At 43.0% G+C, this 16,034-nt stretch carries 11 protein-coding genes, 2 tRNA genes and 3 rRNA genes; 14 read left to right on the top strand and 2 right to left on the bottom strand.

Translation table 11 applies throughout. From position 1 onward, the window contains the following. Positions 1–19: 19 nt before the first annotated feature. The 5 genes from tyrS (at position 20) to Q6344_13275 (ending at position 4,088) form a co-directional block, all read left to right on the top strand. Positions 20–1,231 carry a tyrosine--tRNA ligase gene (gene tyrS, locus Q6344_13295; GenBank protein ID WLG13553.1) on the top strand — a complete coding sequence of 404 codons (1,212 nt, stop codon included), beginning with the start codon at positions 20–22 and terminating at the stop codon, positions 1,229–1,231. Between the two features lie 94 nt (positions 1,232–1,325). Continuing rightward, on the top strand, positions 1,326–2,453 hold the full coding sequence (locus tag Q6344_13290) for an ImmA/IrrE family metallo-endopeptidase (protein ID WLG13552.1): 1,128 nt from the start codon (positions 1,326–1,328) through the stop codon (positions 2,451–2,453). After that, positions 2,453–2,998, top strand: coding sequence for a DUF4411 family protein (locus Q6344_13285; protein ID WLG15222.1), 546 nt, complete (start codon positions 2,453–2,455; stop codon positions 2,996–2,998). The genes Q6344_13290 and Q6344_13285 overlap by 1 nt, the downstream gene beginning before the upstream one ends. A 15-nt stretch (positions 2,999–3,013) precedes the next feature. Then, a complete protein-coding gene (locus Q6344_13280; protein ID WLG13551.1) occupies positions 3,014–3,241 on the top strand; it encodes a DUF1653 domain-containing protein in 228 nt (75 codons plus the stop codon). A gap of 190 nt (positions 3,242–3,431) precedes the next feature. Next, positions 3,432–4,088: a hypothetical protein gene (locus Q6344_13275; GenBank protein ID WLG13550.1), complete on the top strand. Its 657-nt coding sequence runs from the start codon at positions 3,432–3,434 to the stop codon at positions 4,086–4,088. A 24-nt stretch (positions 4,089–4,112) separates the two neighbouring features. Here Q6344_13275 and Q6344_13270 read toward each other — a convergent pair whose 3' ends face one another. Continuing rightward, a complete protein-coding gene (locus tag Q6344_13270; GenBank protein ID WLG13549.1) occupies positions 4,113–4,865 on the bottom strand; it encodes an SDR family NAD(P)-dependent oxidoreductase in 753 nt (250 codons plus the stop codon). A gap of 80 nt (positions 4,866–4,945) precedes the next feature. After that, a complete protein-coding gene (gene upp, locus Q6344_13265) occupies positions 4,946–5,593 on the bottom strand; it encodes a uracil phosphoribosyltransferase (GenBank protein ID WLG13548.1) in 648 nt (215 codons plus the stop codon). Positions 5,594–5,865: 272 nt separating this feature from the next. On the opposite strand from upp, the gene Q6344_13260 reads away from it, so the two are divergent. The 9 genes from Q6344_13260 (at position 5,866) to Q6344_13220 (ending at position 15,842) form a co-directional block, all read left to right on the top strand. After that, positions 5,866–6,564, top strand: a complete 699-nt coding sequence (locus tag Q6344_13260) for a DNA glycosylase (protein WLG13547.1) — start codon at positions 5,866–5,868, stop codon at positions 6,562–6,564. Positions 6,565–7,291: 727 nt separating this feature from the next. Then, a 16S ribosomal RNA gene (locus Q6344_13255) occupies positions 7,292–8,830 on the top strand. A 75-nt stretch (positions 8,831–8,905) separates the two neighbouring features. Further along, positions 8,906–8,982, top strand: a tRNA-Ile gene (locus Q6344_13250). A gap of 9 nt (positions 8,983–8,991) precedes the next feature. After that, positions 8,992–9,067, top strand: a tRNA-Ala gene (locus Q6344_13245). Positions 9,068–9,413: 346 nt separating this feature from the next. Then, positions 9,414–12,276, top strand: a 23S ribosomal RNA gene (locus Q6344_13240). Between the two features lie 187 nt (positions 12,277–12,463). Next, positions 12,464–12,578 (top strand): 5S ribosomal RNA (rrf, locus tag Q6344_13235). The 16S, 23S and 5S rRNA genes sit together here with 2 tRNA genes alongside, the layout of an rRNA operon. A 371-nt stretch (positions 12,579–12,949) precedes the next feature. Next, entirely contained in the window at positions 12,950–14,011 is a 1,062-nt protein-coding gene (locus Q6344_13230) for a TRAP transporter substrate-binding protein (protein ID WLG13546.1), read from the top strand. A 17-nt stretch (positions 14,012–14,028) separates the two neighbouring features. Further along, positions 14,029–14,556: a TRAP transporter small permease subunit gene (locus tag Q6344_13225; GenBank protein ID WLG13545.1), complete on the top strand. Its 528-nt coding sequence runs from the start codon at positions 14,029–14,031 to the stop codon at positions 14,554–14,556. After that, entirely contained in the window at positions 14,553–15,842 is a 1,290-nt protein-coding gene (locus Q6344_13220) for a TRAP transporter large permease (protein ID WLG13544.1), read from the top strand. The genes Q6344_13225 and Q6344_13220 overlap by 4 nt, the downstream gene beginning before the upstream one ends. Positions 15,843–16,034: the final 192 nt, after the last annotated feature.

Here is a 16,034-nt window from a genome sequence, read left to right as displayed (position 1 = left end):
AGACAATAAAGAGAGCATCATGACCACTCAGACCTACACCTTAGAAGAACAACTTGCCCTGATTCAGCGCGGTACCCAAGAGATCCTATCTGAAGACGATTTGGTTAAGAAGTTAAAACTGAATCGCCCGCTACGTATCAAAGCAGGCTTTGATCCCACTGCACCAGACTTGCATTTGGGTCATACCGTGCTGATTAATAAGCTGAAGCATTTTCAAGATTTGGGTCATGAGATTTATTTTCTAATCGGTGATTATACCGCCAAGATTGGCGACCCTTCTGGCAAAAACAGCACGCGTCCGCCATTGACCGATGAGCAAATCAAAGTCAATGCGCAGACTTATGCGGAACAAGTCTTTAAGATTTTGGATAAAGAAAAAACCAAGATTGTCTTTAACTCCGAATGGTTTAAAGACATGTCAGCGGGCGATATGATTCAGCTCTCTAGCCAGCTGACCGTCTCGCGTATGCTTGAGCGCGATGATTTCTCTAAACGCTACGCGGCGCAAACGCCCATTGCTATCCATGAGTTTTTATACCCATTGGTGCAAGGCTATGACTCTATTGCGCTAAAAGCTGACGTCGAGCTTGGTGGTACCGACCAAACTTTTAATATTTTGATGGGACGCACCCTGCAAGGTCGTTACGGACAAGAGCCACAAGTGTGTATCACCGTGCCAATCTTAGAAGGGCTAGACGGCGTCAATAAAATGTCTAAGTCGCTCGGTAACTATGTCGGCATTTATGATGCGCCGGGTACCATGTACCAAAAACTACTATCTATGCCAGATACCTTAATCCGTCGCTACTTCGAGTTTTTAAGCTTTAAGCCGATGGAAGAAGTTGAAGGTTTAATGAAAGAGATGGAAAATGGTCGCAATCCACAAGAAATCAAACGTATCCTTGCTGAAGAATTAATCGAGCGTTTTCACGATGCCGATGCTGCTGCCATTGCGCACAAGTCAGCAGGTAACGTATTAGCTGATGGTGAACTGCCTGTTGATTTGCCAGAAGTGACATTAGATTTGGAAGGTGCTGAGGCGCTATTTATTACTCAAGTACTCAACCAAGCTGGATTGGCTAAAAATAGCTCATCAGCTAAAGATATGATTAAGCGTGGCGCGGTAAAAGTAGATGGTGAAGTCGTCGATGCGAGCTTTAGCTTAACGGCTGGTCAAACGGTCGTTATCCAAGCAGGCAAAAAGGCGTATGCGAAAGTGACGGTGGGTTAGGTTAAAGACAATTCTTTTATAAAATTTAATTTAAAATAGGGCTATAATATTAATTATAGCCTTGTTTAACTCTAAAAGGATATTCTAGGAAGTTATGACAAATCGTCAATTAGTGAGACATTCTCCAATAGCATTGAGTCATTACCGACAACAGATGTCGCTATCTGTAGATTTGCTTGCCAAAAAAACCTCCATTCCTTCTAAAAAAATTGAAAGTGCTGAGGTCGAGAATAATGTTTTCACAATTAAACAGCTCAATAAATTAGCTGACATACTTCTAGTACCAGTTTCTTATTTAACTTTTGATTCAGTAATTAGTCGTGAATTACCTAAAGTCATTGATTTTAGAAATAAGTATGAAGATATATCAGGAGAAGATGAAGAGCAAAGTTATCAATTCCAAAAAGTAGCTCAGGAAGCATATATCGACAGAGACAATCTATTAAGTATTTATGAGTCTTTAGATGAAAATATAAGTAATTTTGGTTTAAATCTCTTAGGAAGTAATGCACAGCACGATGCACAATTAATCATAGATTTCTTAAATTTAGAGGAAGAAAATCTTTTAGAGTCAGGCTCTGATTATTATAAGTCTTGGCGTACTATAGTGGAAAAAAATGATGTAATTGTTTTAGAGAAATCCAATCCTTCTTTAAGCTCAGAAGGTATGTCTTTGTACTATGATAAATTACCTATCATAGTGATTTTAACTACGGGACAGTCACCCGCACGTCGACTTTTTACTCTAATACACGAACTGGTACATTTAGGTTTGAAGCAAAGTGCTTTGGACGGCAACTTGATATATTCTAACTATACTGAAGAGGTTTATTGTAATGAGGTTGCAGGATATGTTTTAGTCCCTAGTTCAATTGTCTATAAATATTACTCTTCGAACTTATCTCTAAGTGAGAACATACTAGCAATTCGAAAAGTTACTAAGGCTAGTCGACCAGCGGTTGCTATTCAGCTTAAACAATTAGGTTTAGTAAAACAAATAGAGCTTGAAGACTACCTAAAAAGCCTTCAAGTTGAAAACTCTGGAGGTTTTGGGGTTAAGAAGAGACACACCACATATAATCATTTTGGTAAAGTTTATTTACAGCAAGTATTTTCAGCTATTTGGAAAGAAGAGCTAACTATTAATTCTGCAATGGACTTGCTGAGAATTCCTAATCGTATTGAGGATTTGAAGTACTTAGAAGATAAGGCGTTTTCTTGATGATAAGAGTCTGTTTAGATACTAATGCTATTATTGATATTTGCTATCGATATTATCCTATTGAAATATTTAAAACAATTTGGGATTCGCTTTTAAACTCGATATCTGCTGGACTTATTAAATTTGTCGTTTCTGAAGATATTAGACAGGAAATTTCCGGTCGAGTAGCGCTTTTCGATGGGTATTCACCTATAGTTTTGGATGATTTTTTCAAATCATTCAACATTGAAGTAATAAGAAAGACGACATATCAAACTCAACTTTTATATCTACAAAATCAAATGATTGAAGAATTACCATTCTTTCAGAACATGAAGGTAGAGAGGCGTTTAAAGAAGGTTAATGGGATTAGTAATGATCTATCTAATATAGCTGTTGCTATAAGCAAAAATGCTTGTGTTTTAACAAGTGAACAAGGGTTTAACAAAGATATATCTAAAGAATTAGTAGGTGACATAAAGATACCTGATACATGTAAATATAAAAGCATAATATGTTATACATGGTTAGATTTATTTAATTACCTCGGAATCAATAAAATTTAATGAGAAAATGATTTTATGACCCAAACCATCCCCCAAGGTATTTACCGCCATTATAAAGGCAGTCTTTACCAAGTCTTGCATACTGCTCAGCATTCAGAAACTGAAGAAATGTTAGTCGTTTATCGCTGCCTATACGGTGAGTATGGCGTTTGGGTGCGACCGCTCGCAATGTTTACGGAAACTGTTGAATTTGATGGTAAGGAAGTACCACGGTTTGAGTTGGTTAAAGTATTAGCTGATTGATATCTCAAAATATTTAAAATTAATTGTTCAAATAAAAAGCGTCTGTTAAGGACGCTTTTTTTATATAAATGAAGCGGTCAAATAAATTTAAGCACGCACTCTATGCCGCTATTCGCTAGCAAATGACTGTAATAGGGGATGTATATAATAGATACTATATGTACTAAGTGATGAATAAGGATAATAGCGCATGGACAAGCTGACGTTACCATCACTTGATAGTAGCCTATATCCACAACTTTGGCAGCAGCAAACATTTACCAATCCGCAGGCTTTGCTGTTAGCAATGCTTACGGTAGATATCACAGTAGATGCTGATGCTTTCACAAATCAGCTGTTAAAAAATGATACTTACCAAGACTGGATTAATAGCAGTGTATTTGGGCGTTACTTGCAGCGTAATTTTACGGCGTTCTCTCAGCAAATAGAAGACAGTTTCAACATTGATATGCCTTCGCTGTTTCGTCAGGAATTGATGCGTCACGCGCAGTATTTACCGCTAGAGCAGGTATTGTTTTTTGCAGGGGATTTGCCAAAAAGCGTGCGTCAAACAAAGGTTTTAAGCACAACCGTTAATCCTGCCACCGTAATCATTGATGCTCAAAAATTAAGTACAAAATCTACCATCAATAATCCGACCATGATTATCAATCAGATAGTGATTAGGGGCAAGCAAGTATTAGGATTTCCGATACGCCATAATAAACGCACTAGCGAGCGCGTGCGTAATGAGGTATTGATTTTGGATTTTCAAGAGTTGCGCTTGGTCAATGAAGAGAATGTTAGTAGCAAAAAAAGAAGCAACATAGGTGAGACTATATTGCTTCGGTCTTATGAACTGCGTTAATGAGCCAAACGGTCAGCTAAAACTTTAAGAATCTTGCTTAGCAATCGTCAGCCCGTTATAAGTTTGCGCGACAGGCATTACCTCCAAACGATTGACGTTAATATGAGCAGGCGACTCAATCAGCCATAATAAAATATCGCCAATATCATCGCCGGTCATGGTTTTAAAGCCGTCGTAAACCTTGGCGGCTTTATCGTCATCGCCATGAAAGCGCACGTTTGAAAACTCAGTACCCGCGACATTACCCGGTTCAAGGTTGGTCACGCGCACTTGCGTACCGATGAGATCCGCGCGCAGATTTAGGCTAAACTGTTTGACAAAGGCTTTGGTCGCACCATAGACGTTACCGCCGAAGTAAGGCCAACTGCCCGCAATTGAACCAACGTTGATAATATAACCGCTATCGCGCGCTACCATTGCTGGCAAGACTGCATGGGTTAGCGCCATCAACCCTTTCACATTGGTATCAGTCATACGCATCCAGTCATCAAGGCTGGCCTTGTACGCAGGTTCTGTACCGAGTGCCAGCCCGGCATTATTCACCAAGACATCGATTTGGTTAAAACCGTCAGGCAAATCAGCGATAATTTGCGGAATAGTAGCCGTGTTACTCACATCCATGACCACAGGTAAAAATGCTTCGCCTAAAGTGTCTGCTAAAGCATTCAGCTTATCGAGGCGTCTGGCACAACCAATCACGCGATGACCATTGGCAACCAAACGCTCGGCCAGCGCTTTACCAAAACCTGCACTTGCGCCTGTAATCAATATGTTCATCTTATATCCTTATCATTGATGTCTTGTGCTTAGGTCATAGTTTTTATGACGACGACTTATCTTGGTTTATTTACTTTTTCTTACTTGTTAAATAGTTGCTTACCAAAGATTTTATCACCCGCATCGCCTAAACCTGGGATGATATAACCATGTTCATCTAAATGACTGTCTAGTGCAGCGGTATAAATGGTCACGTCAGGATGTGCTTCATTGACCACACGTACGCCTTCAGGTGCCGCAACCAATACCAAGGCTTTAATGTTGGTACAGCCGTTTTTCTTCAGCATTTCAATAGTTGCGACCATTGAGCCGCCAGTGGCTAACATTGGGTCAATGATAAGGGCTGGGCGTTTGTCCATGTGGCTGACAAATTTTTCAAAGAATGGCACCGGTTGTAAGGTTTCTTCATCACGCTGTAAACCGACGACAGAAATTTTTGCGGTAGGAATCAAATCGAGCACGCCGTCAAGCATACCAATACCCGCACGTAAAATCGGTACAATCGTTGCAGTCTTACCGATGATTTGTTCACCTGTGATTTCACCACACCAGCCTTGCATTGGGAAGGTTTCGATTTCAAAATCACGGCTTGCTTCATACGCCATCAAGCGTGCAAGCTCTTTGGTCAACGTGCGAAACTTATAAGTACTACAGTCTTTTTCGCGCATAAGGCTGAGTTTATGACGGACTAACGGGTGATCAATGACGGTGATTTTTAAGTCGCTCATAAGGTTTCTCTTGGTTTTTTGGTCCGATGCTTGCGCAGTTACTGCGGTTGCCATTAGTATAAAAGATACAAACACTTACTGCACTTCAACCTTATATCTATCTCACAAATAGTAAGCTTACTGCTTTGATAATAAAGTAAGCCAAATATATTTATGGCAGGGTTGGTTTTATTTAAGCCGACTATGTTTGACTATAATAGCGCCCTAATAAATGAAGCAGTGTTTAGGCTTGCTATGATAGCAAAAAAACCGCTTTTCTGATGAAGAATCTTATGACTACACAACCATATCACACCCATAATAATACGCATCAAACCGATAATAGCTTGATATTATCTGAAGCCCAAGCAGCAGAAGTAGAAACACATCCGTTTGCTCCCGTTTTACCACCTAATGCTACGGTAATGATGATGGGCACTTTTCCACCGACCGCTGATAAATGGGCAATGCCATTTCACTATCCAAACTTTTACAATGACATGTGGCGTATTTATGGCAGTGTATTTTTTGACGATGTGGATTACTTTCGGGTAGGTAAAGAAAAACGCTTCGATCCTGAGCGTATTCGCACCTTTATGTTTGAGCGCGGTATCGCCTCCTGTCCGACCGTCAAGCAAGCGATTCGCGAGACTGGTAATGCTTCAGATAAAAACTTAACGGTTGTCACACCCGTTGACCTAGATAGTATATTGCCAAAAGTGCCAAAGGTTGAAACCTTGTTTACCACGGGCGGTAAGGCAACAGAAGTGCTGCTTGGTTTATTAGCCGAGCCACCTGCCAAGTCTAAGTATCCTAAGACCAATCAAAGTATGGACTATCCTTACCAATGGCAAAGTAACCAAAGTCAAAAAGCGGATGTTAATGATTTAACCTTATATAGGTTACCTTCGACTTCACGTGCATATCCTTTAGCGATAGATAAGAAAATTGCTGCTTATAAAGACTTCTTCAAAAAGATAGGCAAGCTGTAAAAGCGCTTCTATATAAGAAGCGCTAACTGAGAACAAGGGCTGTTGTTGGTAAGGGTAAAACTATTTTTAACCCTAACCGCCTAATAAATAGAAGGTATTGACGACAAATTTAGATAATCTTCAAAATAGTAAATAAACCACCTCAGCCCAGCGCAAATAAACATACACTACTACCCAGTTAAAGCAAAAGTAGCGTCGCCATTCTGCCAATTTAGTCTAATATCCAAGATTATTCAATATTAAGCTAAAATAGCCCTTGACTAAAGATTCAAACCCTCTATAATACGCCCTCATCAAGACGAGCTGGAAGCTTATATGTAAGATACATATAAATAACCCAATTCACTTGAAGAAACAAAACATAAAAAAGCTTGACAAATCAAATCATTATGATAAGATAGTCGGCTCGCTAGATAGCTTGACCCGTAAGGGATTAAGGCTAAATAGCAATAGAATTACCCTATATATCAGTTACTGGACGACAGTGATTGAGCACTATTTAAAAGCATAACTAAAGAACAACTTGTGTGGATTTTTGCTGATTCAGAATGCTAAAAAATAAAGTTGGTTTTAACTCCTTTTCGGAGTTCATTCTAACTATAAAAATTATCATTTAAGACAGCAGAAAAACTCAAAGTTAATTCATTACGAACATAATTTTTAGCGATTTTGCCAGATTAGATGAGCCAAGTTTAGAAGCTTCTTTAAAGAGCTTCATAGCAAGATTAAACTGAAGAGTTTGATCATGGCTCAGATTGAACGCTGGCGGCAGGCTTAACACATGCAAGTCGAGCGGTAACAGGAGAAGCTTGCTTCTCGCTGACGAGCGGCGGACGGGTGAGTAATACTTAGGAATCTACCTAGTAGTGGGGGATAGCACGGGGAAACTCGTATTAATACCGCATACGACCTACGGGAGAAAGGGGGCAGTTTACTGCTCTCGCTATTAGATGAGCCTAAGTCGGATTAGCTAGATGGTGGGGTAAAGGCCTACCATGGCGACGATCTGTAGCTGGTCTGAGAGGATGATCAGCCACACCGGGACTGAGACACGGCCCGGACTCCTACGGGAGGCAGCAGTGGGGAATATTGGACAATGGGGGAAACCCTGATCCAGCCATGCCGCGTGTGTGAAGAAGGCCTTTTGGTTGTAAAGCACTTTAAGCAGTGAAGAAGACTCCATGGTTAATACCCATGGACGATGACATTAGCTGCAGAATAAGCACCGGCTAACTCTGTGCCAGCAGCCGCGGTAATACAGAGGGTGCAAGCGTTAATCGGAATTACTGGGCGTAAAGGGAGCGTAGGTGGCTCTATAAGTCAGATGTGAAATCCCCGGGCTTAACCTGGGAACTGCATCTGAAACTGTAGAGCTAGAGTATGTGAGAGGAAGGTAGAATTCCAGGTGTAGCGGTGAAATGCGTAGAGATCTGGAGGAATACCGATGGCGAAGGCAGCCTTCTGGCATAATACTGACACTGAGGCTCGAAAGCGTGGGTAGCAAACAGGATTAGATACCCTGGTAGTCCACGCCGTAAACGATGTCTACTAGTCGTTGGGTCCCTTGAGGACTTAGTGACGCAGCTAACGCAATAAGTAGACCGCCTGGGGAGTACGGCCGCAAGGTTAAAACTCAAATGAATTGACGGGGGCCCGCACAAGCGGTGGAGCATGTGGTTTAATTCGATGCAACGCGAAGAACCTTACCTGGTCTTGACATATCTAGAATCCTGCAGAGATGCGGGAGTGCCTTCGGGAATTAGAATACAGGTGCTGCATGGCTGTCGTCAGCTCGTGTCGTGAGATGTTGGGTTAAGTCCCGCAACGAGCGCAACCCTTGTCCTTAGTTACCAGCGGGTTAAGCCGGGAACTCTAAGGATACTGCCAGTGACAAACTGGAGGAAGGCGGGGACGACGTCAAGTCATCATGGCCCTTACGACCAGGGCTACACACGTGCTACAATGGTAGGTACAGAGGGCAGCTACACAGCGATGTGATGCGAATCTCAAAAAGCCTATCGTAGTCCAGATTGGAGTCTGCAACTCGACTCCATGAAGTAGGAATCGCTAGTAATCGCGGATCAGAATGCCGCGGTGAATACGTTCCCGGGCCTTGTACACACCGCCCGTCACACCATGGGAGTTGATTGCACCAGAAGTGGATAGCTTAACCTTCGGGGGAGCGTTCACCACGGTGTGGTTGATGACTGGGGTGAAGTCGTAACAAGGTAGCCGTAGGGGAACCTGCGGCTGGATCACCTCCTTATAGATGGCATTCGGTCAGCAAGAATTCACAACAAGTTGTTCTTTAGTTTAAGCTTACGTTTTAACAAGCGTAATTGGGTCTGTAGCTCAGCTGGTTAGAGCACCGTGTTGATAACGCGGGGGTCAGTGGTTCAAGTCCACTTAGACCCACCATTTTATAATGGGGCCATAGCTCAGTTGGTAGAGCGCCTGCCTTGCACGCAGGAGGTCAACGGTTCGACTCCGTTTGGCTCCACCACTATAGACGAATAAGCTTTAAGTGCTAATAGTATAAATAGAAACAAGTGATTTTAACTGATTACTTCTTTCTGTTTTATACAGAATCTGTGACTCGACGAGAGCATAGAGACTATTTAAAAACATAGATATGAGTCTGGGTTAGGAAGAGCGTGTTCACGCGCACTTCTTAACCTTAGTAATCAACCTCTTAACGACATCAGTTGTTATCCCAGGGGTTGATTACTAAAAAAAGTAAAGAGAACTGAATCAAGCGTATAAACATAGGTGATATCGTTATCATAATTAGATCTTATGACACTTTGAAGTCAACACTTATTTATAAGTTAGACTACTTGGGGTTGTATGGTCAAGTAATGAAGCGCACATGGTGGATGCCTTGGCAGTCAGAGGCGATGAAAGACGTGACAGCCTGCGATAAGCTTCGGGGAGGCGGCAATATCCTGTGATCCGGAGATTTCTGAATGGGGAAACCCACCTACCATAAGGTAGGTATCTTGTACTTGTACAAGAAGCGAACGAGGGGAAGTGAAACATCTCAGTACCCTTAGGAATAGACATCAAATGAGATTCCCCTAGTAGCGGCGAGCGAACGGGGAGAAGCCGATTAATGCTAATGTAGAAGAACAGCGTGGGAAAGCTGACCGTAGTAGGTGATAGTCCTGTATTCGAAACATTAGCGTTAACATATTAAGTAGAGCGGGGCACGAGAAATCCTGTTTGAAGATGGGGGGACCATCCTCCAAGGCTAAATACTCCTGACTGACCGATAGTGAACCAGTACCGTGAGGGAAAGGCGAAAAGAACCCCTGTGAGGGGAGTGAAATAGAACCTGAAACCGTGTGCGTACAAGCAGTGGGAGCCTTAATTTATTAGGGTGACCGCGTACCTTTTGTATAATGGGTCAGCGACTTATATTCTGTAGCAAGGTTAACCGTTTAGGGGAGCCGTAGGGAAACCGAGTCTTAATAGGGCGCCATAGTTGCAGGGTATAGACCCGAAACCGAGTGATCTATCCATGAGCAGGTTGAAAGTGCCGTAACAGGCACCGGAGGACCGAACCCACTGTCGTTGAAAAGCCAGGGGATGACTTGTGGATAGGGGTGAAAGGCTAATCAAACTCGGTGATAGCTGGTTCTCCCCGAAAGCTATTTAGGTAGCGCCTCGGACGAACACCATTGGGGGTAGAGCACTGTTTCGGCTAGGGGGTCATACCGACTTACCAAACCGATGCAAACTCCGAATACCGATGAGTGATATCCGGGAGACACACAGTGGGTGCTAACGTCCATTGTGGAGAGGGAAACAACCCAGACCGCCAGCTAAGGCCCCAAATTCCTAGTTAAGTGGGAAACGAGGTGGGAAGGCATAGACAGCTAGGAGGTTGGCTTAGAAGCAGCCATCCTTTAAAGAAAGCGTAATAGCTCACTAGTCGAGTCGGCCCGCGCGGAAGATGTAACGGGGCTCAAACTAGGAGCCGAAGCTGCGGATTTGAATTTGTTTTCAAGTGGTAGGGGAGCGTTGTGTAAGCCTGTGAAGGTGTGTCGTAAGGCATGCTGGAGGTATCACAAGAGCGAATGCTGACGTGAGTAACGATAATGCGAGTGAAAAGCTCGCACGCCGGAAGATCAAGGGTTCCAGTCCAACGTTAATCGGGGCTGGGTGAGTCGACCCCTAAGGCGAGGCCGAAAGGCGTAGTCGATGGGAAATCGGTTAATATTCCGATACTTGTTTATAATGCGATGGAGGGACGGAGAAGGTTATGTCAGCCTGGCGTTGGTTGTCCAGGTGAAAGGATGTAGGCTTACAACTTAGGTAAATCCGGGTTGTTATATGGCTGAGATCTGATAGCAAGCTGTACTTGTACAGTGAAGTGGCAAATACCATGCTTCCAGGAAAAGCTTCTAAGCAATAGTTATAAACGAATCGTACCCTAAACCGACACAGGTGATCAGGTAGAGAATACCAAGGCGCTTGAGAGAACTCTGCTGAAGGAACTAGGCAAAATGGTACCGTAACTTCGGGAGAAGGTACGCTGCTGATGGTGATAGGACACGCTCCTTGAGCTGTTGGCAGTCGCAGATACCAGGCTGCTGCAACTGTTTATTAAAAACACAGCACTCTGCAAACACGAAAGTGGACGTATAGGGTGTGATGTCTGCCCGGTGCTGGAAGGTTAATTGATGGGGTTAGCGTAAGCGAAGCTCTTGATCGAAGCCCCAGTAAACGGCGGCCGTAACTATAACGGTCCTAAGGTAGCGAAATTCCTTGTCGGGTAAGTTCCGACCTGCACGAATGACATAATGATGGCAGCGCTGTCTCCAGCAGAGACTCAGTGAAATCGAAATCGCAGTGAAGATGCTGTGTACCCGCGGCTAGACGGAAAGACCCCGTGAACCTTTACTACAGCTTTACATTGAACTTTGACCTGACTTGTGCAGGATAGGTGGGAGGCTTTGAAGCCGAGACGCTAGTCTCGGTGGAGCCAATCTTGAAATACCACCCTGGTCATGTTGGGGTTCTAACTCAGGTATAACAATACCGAGGACAATGTATGGTGGGTAGTTTGACTGGGGCGGTCTCCTCCTAAAGAGTAACGGAGGAGTACGAAGGTGCGCTCAGACCGGTCGGAAATCGGTCGTAGAGTATAAAGGCAAAAGCGCGCTTAACTGCGAGACCCACAAGTCGAGCAGGTACGAAAGTAGGTCTTAGTGATCCGGTGGTTCTGTATGGAAGGGCCATCGCTCAACGGATAAAAGGTACTCTGGGGATAACAGGCTGATACCGCCCAAGAGTTCATATCGACGGCGGTGTTTGGCACCTCGATGTCGGCTCATCTCATCCTAGGGCTGAAGCAGGTCCTAAGGGTATGGCTGTTCGCCATTTAAAGAGGTACGCGAGCTGGGTTTAGAACGTCGTGAGACAGTTCGGTCCCTATCTACCGTGGGCGTTGGAAATTTGAGAGGATCTGCTCCTAGTACGAGAGGACCAGAGTGGACGAACCTCTGGTGTTCGGGTTGTCACGCCAGTGGCATTGCCCGGTAGCTACGTTCGGATGGGATAACCGCTGAAAGCATCTAAGCGGGAAGCCCACCTCAAGATTAGATTTCCCTAAAGAGCCGTTGAAGACTACGACGTTGATAGGCAGGGTGTGGAAGTGCAGCGATGCATGTAGCTAACCTGTACTAATTGCTCGTTTGGCTTGACCATACAACACCCAAGTGGTTTGTATGAAAGCTCTAATTAATCTATCTTGTATAAGTGAAAGCTTATAGAAACGAGAGAATATTTCGATATCACCTTTAACCTTGATTCAGTTAGGTTACTGTTGGTCGACCATAAACTAAACACTTATAGTCAAACAATAAAAATAACAGACTCATATCTAACCCCCTTTGCTGACGACAATAGCATGATGGCACCACCTGATCCCTTCCCGAACTCAGAAGTGAAACATCATTGCGCCAATGGTAGTGTGGGTTCGCCCATGTGAGAGTAGGTCATCGTCAGCTCTCTATTCAAAGTAAAACCCCCTTCTGCATAAGCAGAAGGGGGTTTTACTTTGGCTGGGGGGTTGAGATTAAGTATAAAGGTTATACTTAATCTAACTTATTTTTATAATTCACACTCTATAAGTATATTTTCTATTTGAATTGACGATTTTTTTGTTTAATTGCTATGCAATTTTATGAATATATTTTCTATTCCTGCCATCAAAATGATTTGACTTATATCATTATAGCTGCTAATTTTAAACTAGATTTTTATTACAGGTATGTAAAAGATATATTTAAAACTTGTAAATTATTACATCTGGTATAGATTGGATTGTTTACCAGTGATGTATTACTCCTATTTTCACAATTATCAAAAGGAATTGATAATGAAGCTAGCTCCTCTTTTTTCAATTGGTGCCTTAGCGGCTGTTAGTCTTTTAGGCTGCTCTAACCAATCTTCTAACATGACTGATGGCTCATCAGCAACCTCTCAAGAAACGACCGTTTTACGCTTCTCTCACTTTTGGCCAGCAACCTCTTCTATCAGCACAGAAGTTTTTGAACCTTGGGCAAAGCAAATTGAAACAGATTCTAATGGTCGCTTAAAAGTAGAGTTGTATCCTTCCGCGGGTCTTGCCAAAGCAGATGTTACGTACGAATCTGCTGCTAAAGGTACGATAGATATCGGCTCACAAGCACATGGTTATACCAGTGGTCGTTTTCCTTTAACTCAAATCACTGAACTTCCTGGTTTATCAAACTCAGCGACTCAAATGGGTTGTATGCTTCAGACTCTTTATGAGGATGGCACGCTTGCTAGTGAGTATGAAGACTCACATCTACTATTCATGTATGGCGCTGGGCCTGGCTCACTGCATACTACGGATAAGTTGATTCGGACTCCTGAAGACATGAAAGGTATGCGCATCCGACGCCCTTCTGCAGTCGCAGGTGATATTATCGAAAGCGCTGGGGCATCACCAGTAGGATTGCCTGCTAATGATATGTATACCTCGCTACAGCGCGGCGTCGTCGATGGGTTGAGTTTTCCATGGGAAGCCGTAACAGCGTTCAAAATTGACGAAATCACCAAATATCATACCAACATTCCTTTTTATAGTTCGGCGCTGATGGTTACTATGAATAAGGATAAATATAACAACTTACCTGATGATTTAAAGCAAGTGTTGGATAAAAACTCAGGAATGGCATTGGCTAATAAAGTTGGTGAAGTGTTTGATAAGCATGATCAAATGGCCATTCAAGCTGCTAAAGCTAAAGGCGATGAGATCGTTGAAATTCCTGATCCATTGAATGATCCTGATTGGAAAGGACCACTTGAAAAGGGTACTAAAAAATATCTAAGTGATGTCAATGCTTTGGGTTTAGATGCTGATAGTGTCTATGAGAAAGCAAAAGCTGCCAGTGCTGCTTGCAAAGTGGTATAACCCATTGGAGGTGTCACATGGCATTTTTAGTAAAAATCAGTATTCTAATCTCTAGATTATGCCAGTTTATCGGTGGTATCAGTCTTATTATTATTGTTCTCACAACGATGCTCGATGTGACTGCTCGTTATATTTTCAAGCTGACTGGTGGTGAGTTTGGCTTTACCGTTAAAGGCAGTGTAGAGATCGTTTCTTACTTCATGCTCTTTGCTTTACTTGCTGCCTTTGGCGCTTTCGTCGAACGCTCACAAATCATCGTTGATGTCTTTACCCAAAAAATGCCGCAAGCCATTAAAGGTTATATGATGGGCGTCTTTATGATGGGCTTTTTTATCATCGGTATCGTCTTTGCTTGGGGTCTGTATGAGAGTGCGGTTGATGCCATAGAGTATGGCAAGGTTACCCAAGACCTTCGATTGTCAATGATGCCCATCTATGCATTTAGTGCATTTTTAAGTCTCTTACTCGCCATTCGCTCATTAATCGAATCTATCAATATCTTTAAAACGGGCGAGTTCTTTGACGCCGAGGAGACAGGTGCATGAGTCCAGAAATTATTGGAGCTATCGGCTTAATCGTCATGATCCTGCTTGTTGTCCTACGAGTTCCAGTGGCGCTTGCCATGTTAGGTGTTGGATTGGTTGGTTTTGGCGCAGTGACGGCGCCCAGTGGTGCACTGCAAATGCTTAAAGATATTCCAGTAGATGTGTTAGCCAAATATGACTTTAGTGCGATTCCCTTATTTATTTTAATGGGAGTTTTTGCCACTCATTCAGGGATGGCAGGGAAGTTATTTGAAGCTACCCGAACTATTTTTGGTGGAGTGAGGGGCAGTTTGGGTATCGCTGGCATAGGATCGTCTGGTATTTTTGCTTCTATCTCAGGTTCATCCTTAGCCACAGCGTCCACTATGACCAAGGTTGCGCTGCCACAAATGGAGAAGTATGGTTATCAACCAGGTTTTGCCTGTGGTATTTTAGCAGCGGGTGGCACGTTAGGTATTATGATTCCGCCTAGCATTGCGCTACTGGTCTATGCCATCTTAACCCAGCAGTCAGTCGGTGACATGTTCATCGCTGGTTTCTTGCCTGGGATTTTGGGCATGGTGATGTATTCAATCACTGTTATGATTATGGTACGCTGGAAGCCGCATTTAGCGCGTCGCGGTGAGCCTACTTCTTGGAAAGCCAAGCTGCTGTCGTTGACGGGACTCATACCATTTAGCTTTATTTTTATTGTGATTATTGCTGGTATTTTCTTTGGGTTATTTACTCCGACAGAAGGAGCGGCAGTCGGTGCGTTTGTCTCTTGGGCTTATGCTTTTGCCAAAGGCATGCGTATAAAAGGTCTAAAGCAATCTTTGATTGAAACGCTTGCATTATCAGCGGTGGTGTTCTTTATGCTGCTGGGTGCAGAAGCCTTGGGTTACTTTATCTCCGTTTCACGCTTGTCTTATACGCTAGCGACTTGGATTGGTACATTAGCAGTTAGCCCGATGATTGTACTGATCTGTATCTTAATCATGTACTTCCTCTTAGGGTTGTTCATGGATGCTTTGGCGATGCTGGTCATTACCATTCCAGTGGTATATCCAATCATTGTGGCGTTAGGGTTTGATCCAGTATGGTTTGGTATCATCGCTGTATTGACAGTAGAGCTTGGACTGATTACGCCGCCGATGGGGATGAATATCTTTGTGATTAAAGCGATGGCACCGCATATTAAGCTGTCTGATATGTTTCGCGGGGTCGCACCGTTCATTGTCTCTGATCTGATTCGACTGGTTATTTTGGTCGCCTTTCCAGCGATATCTTTAGTGCTGCTAACGTAAGCGCTATTGATAAAAGTAAGCTTAGAAGATCATAGCTTCGTCGTTCATCTGTATTGTTCATTAATAGAGCCATATTGTTTTCATAACAATATGGCTTTTTTATGATAAAAGAAAAAGTCGGCGTAATAATTCTATGGTTAAATTATTCCACATAAAGTCACATTATGAGACATTTTTTGAGCGGTCATTTGG

It is taken from the genome of Psychrobacter cibarius (assembly GCA_030686115.1).
Lineage (GTDB): Bacteria > Pseudomonadota > Gammaproteobacteria > Pseudomonadales > Moraxellaceae > Psychrobacter > Psychrobacter cibarius_C.
Note: the sequence above shows the minus strand (reverse complement) of the source record. Positions and strands in the feature narration are given on the sequence as shown.

Coding starts and splice junctions, on each gene's coding strand:
- tyrS (WLG13553.1), top strand. CDS start 20: ATGACCACTCAGACCTACACCTTAGAAGAACAACTTGCCCTGATTCAG.
- Q6344_13290 (WLG13552.1), top strand. CDS start 1,326: ATGACAAATCGTCAATTAGTGAGACATTCTCCAATAGCATTGAGTCAT.
- Q6344_13285 (WLG15222.1), top strand. CDS start 2,453: ATGATAAGAGTCTGTTTAGATACTAATGCTATTATTGATATTTGCTAT.
- Q6344_13280 (WLG13551.1), top strand. CDS start 3,014: ATGACCCAAACCATCCCCCAAGGTATTTACCGCCATTATAAAGGCAGT.
- Q6344_13275 (WLG13550.1), top strand. CDS start 3,432: ATGGACAAGCTGACGTTACCATCACTTGATAGTAGCCTATATCCACAA.
- Q6344_13270 (WLG13549.1), bottom strand. CDS start 4,865: ATGAACATATTGATTACAGGCGCAAGTGCAGGTTTTGGTAAAGCGCTG.
- upp (WLG13548.1), bottom strand. CDS start 5,593: ATGAGCGACTTAAAAATCACCGTCATTGATCACCCGTTAGTCCGTCAT.
- Q6344_13260 (WLG13547.1), top strand. CDS start 5,866: ATGACTACACAACCATATCACACCCATAATAATACGCATCAAACCGAT.
- Q6344_13230 (WLG13546.1), top strand. CDS start 12,950: ATGAAGCTAGCTCCTCTTTTTTCAATTGGTGCCTTAGCGGCTGTTAGT.
- Q6344_13225 (WLG13545.1), top strand. CDS start 14,029: ATGGCATTTTTAGTAAAAATCAGTATTCTAATCTCTAGATTATGCCAG.
- Q6344_13220 (WLG13544.1), top strand. CDS start 14,553: ATGAGTCCAGAAATTATTGGAGCTATCGGCTTAATCGTCATGATCCTG.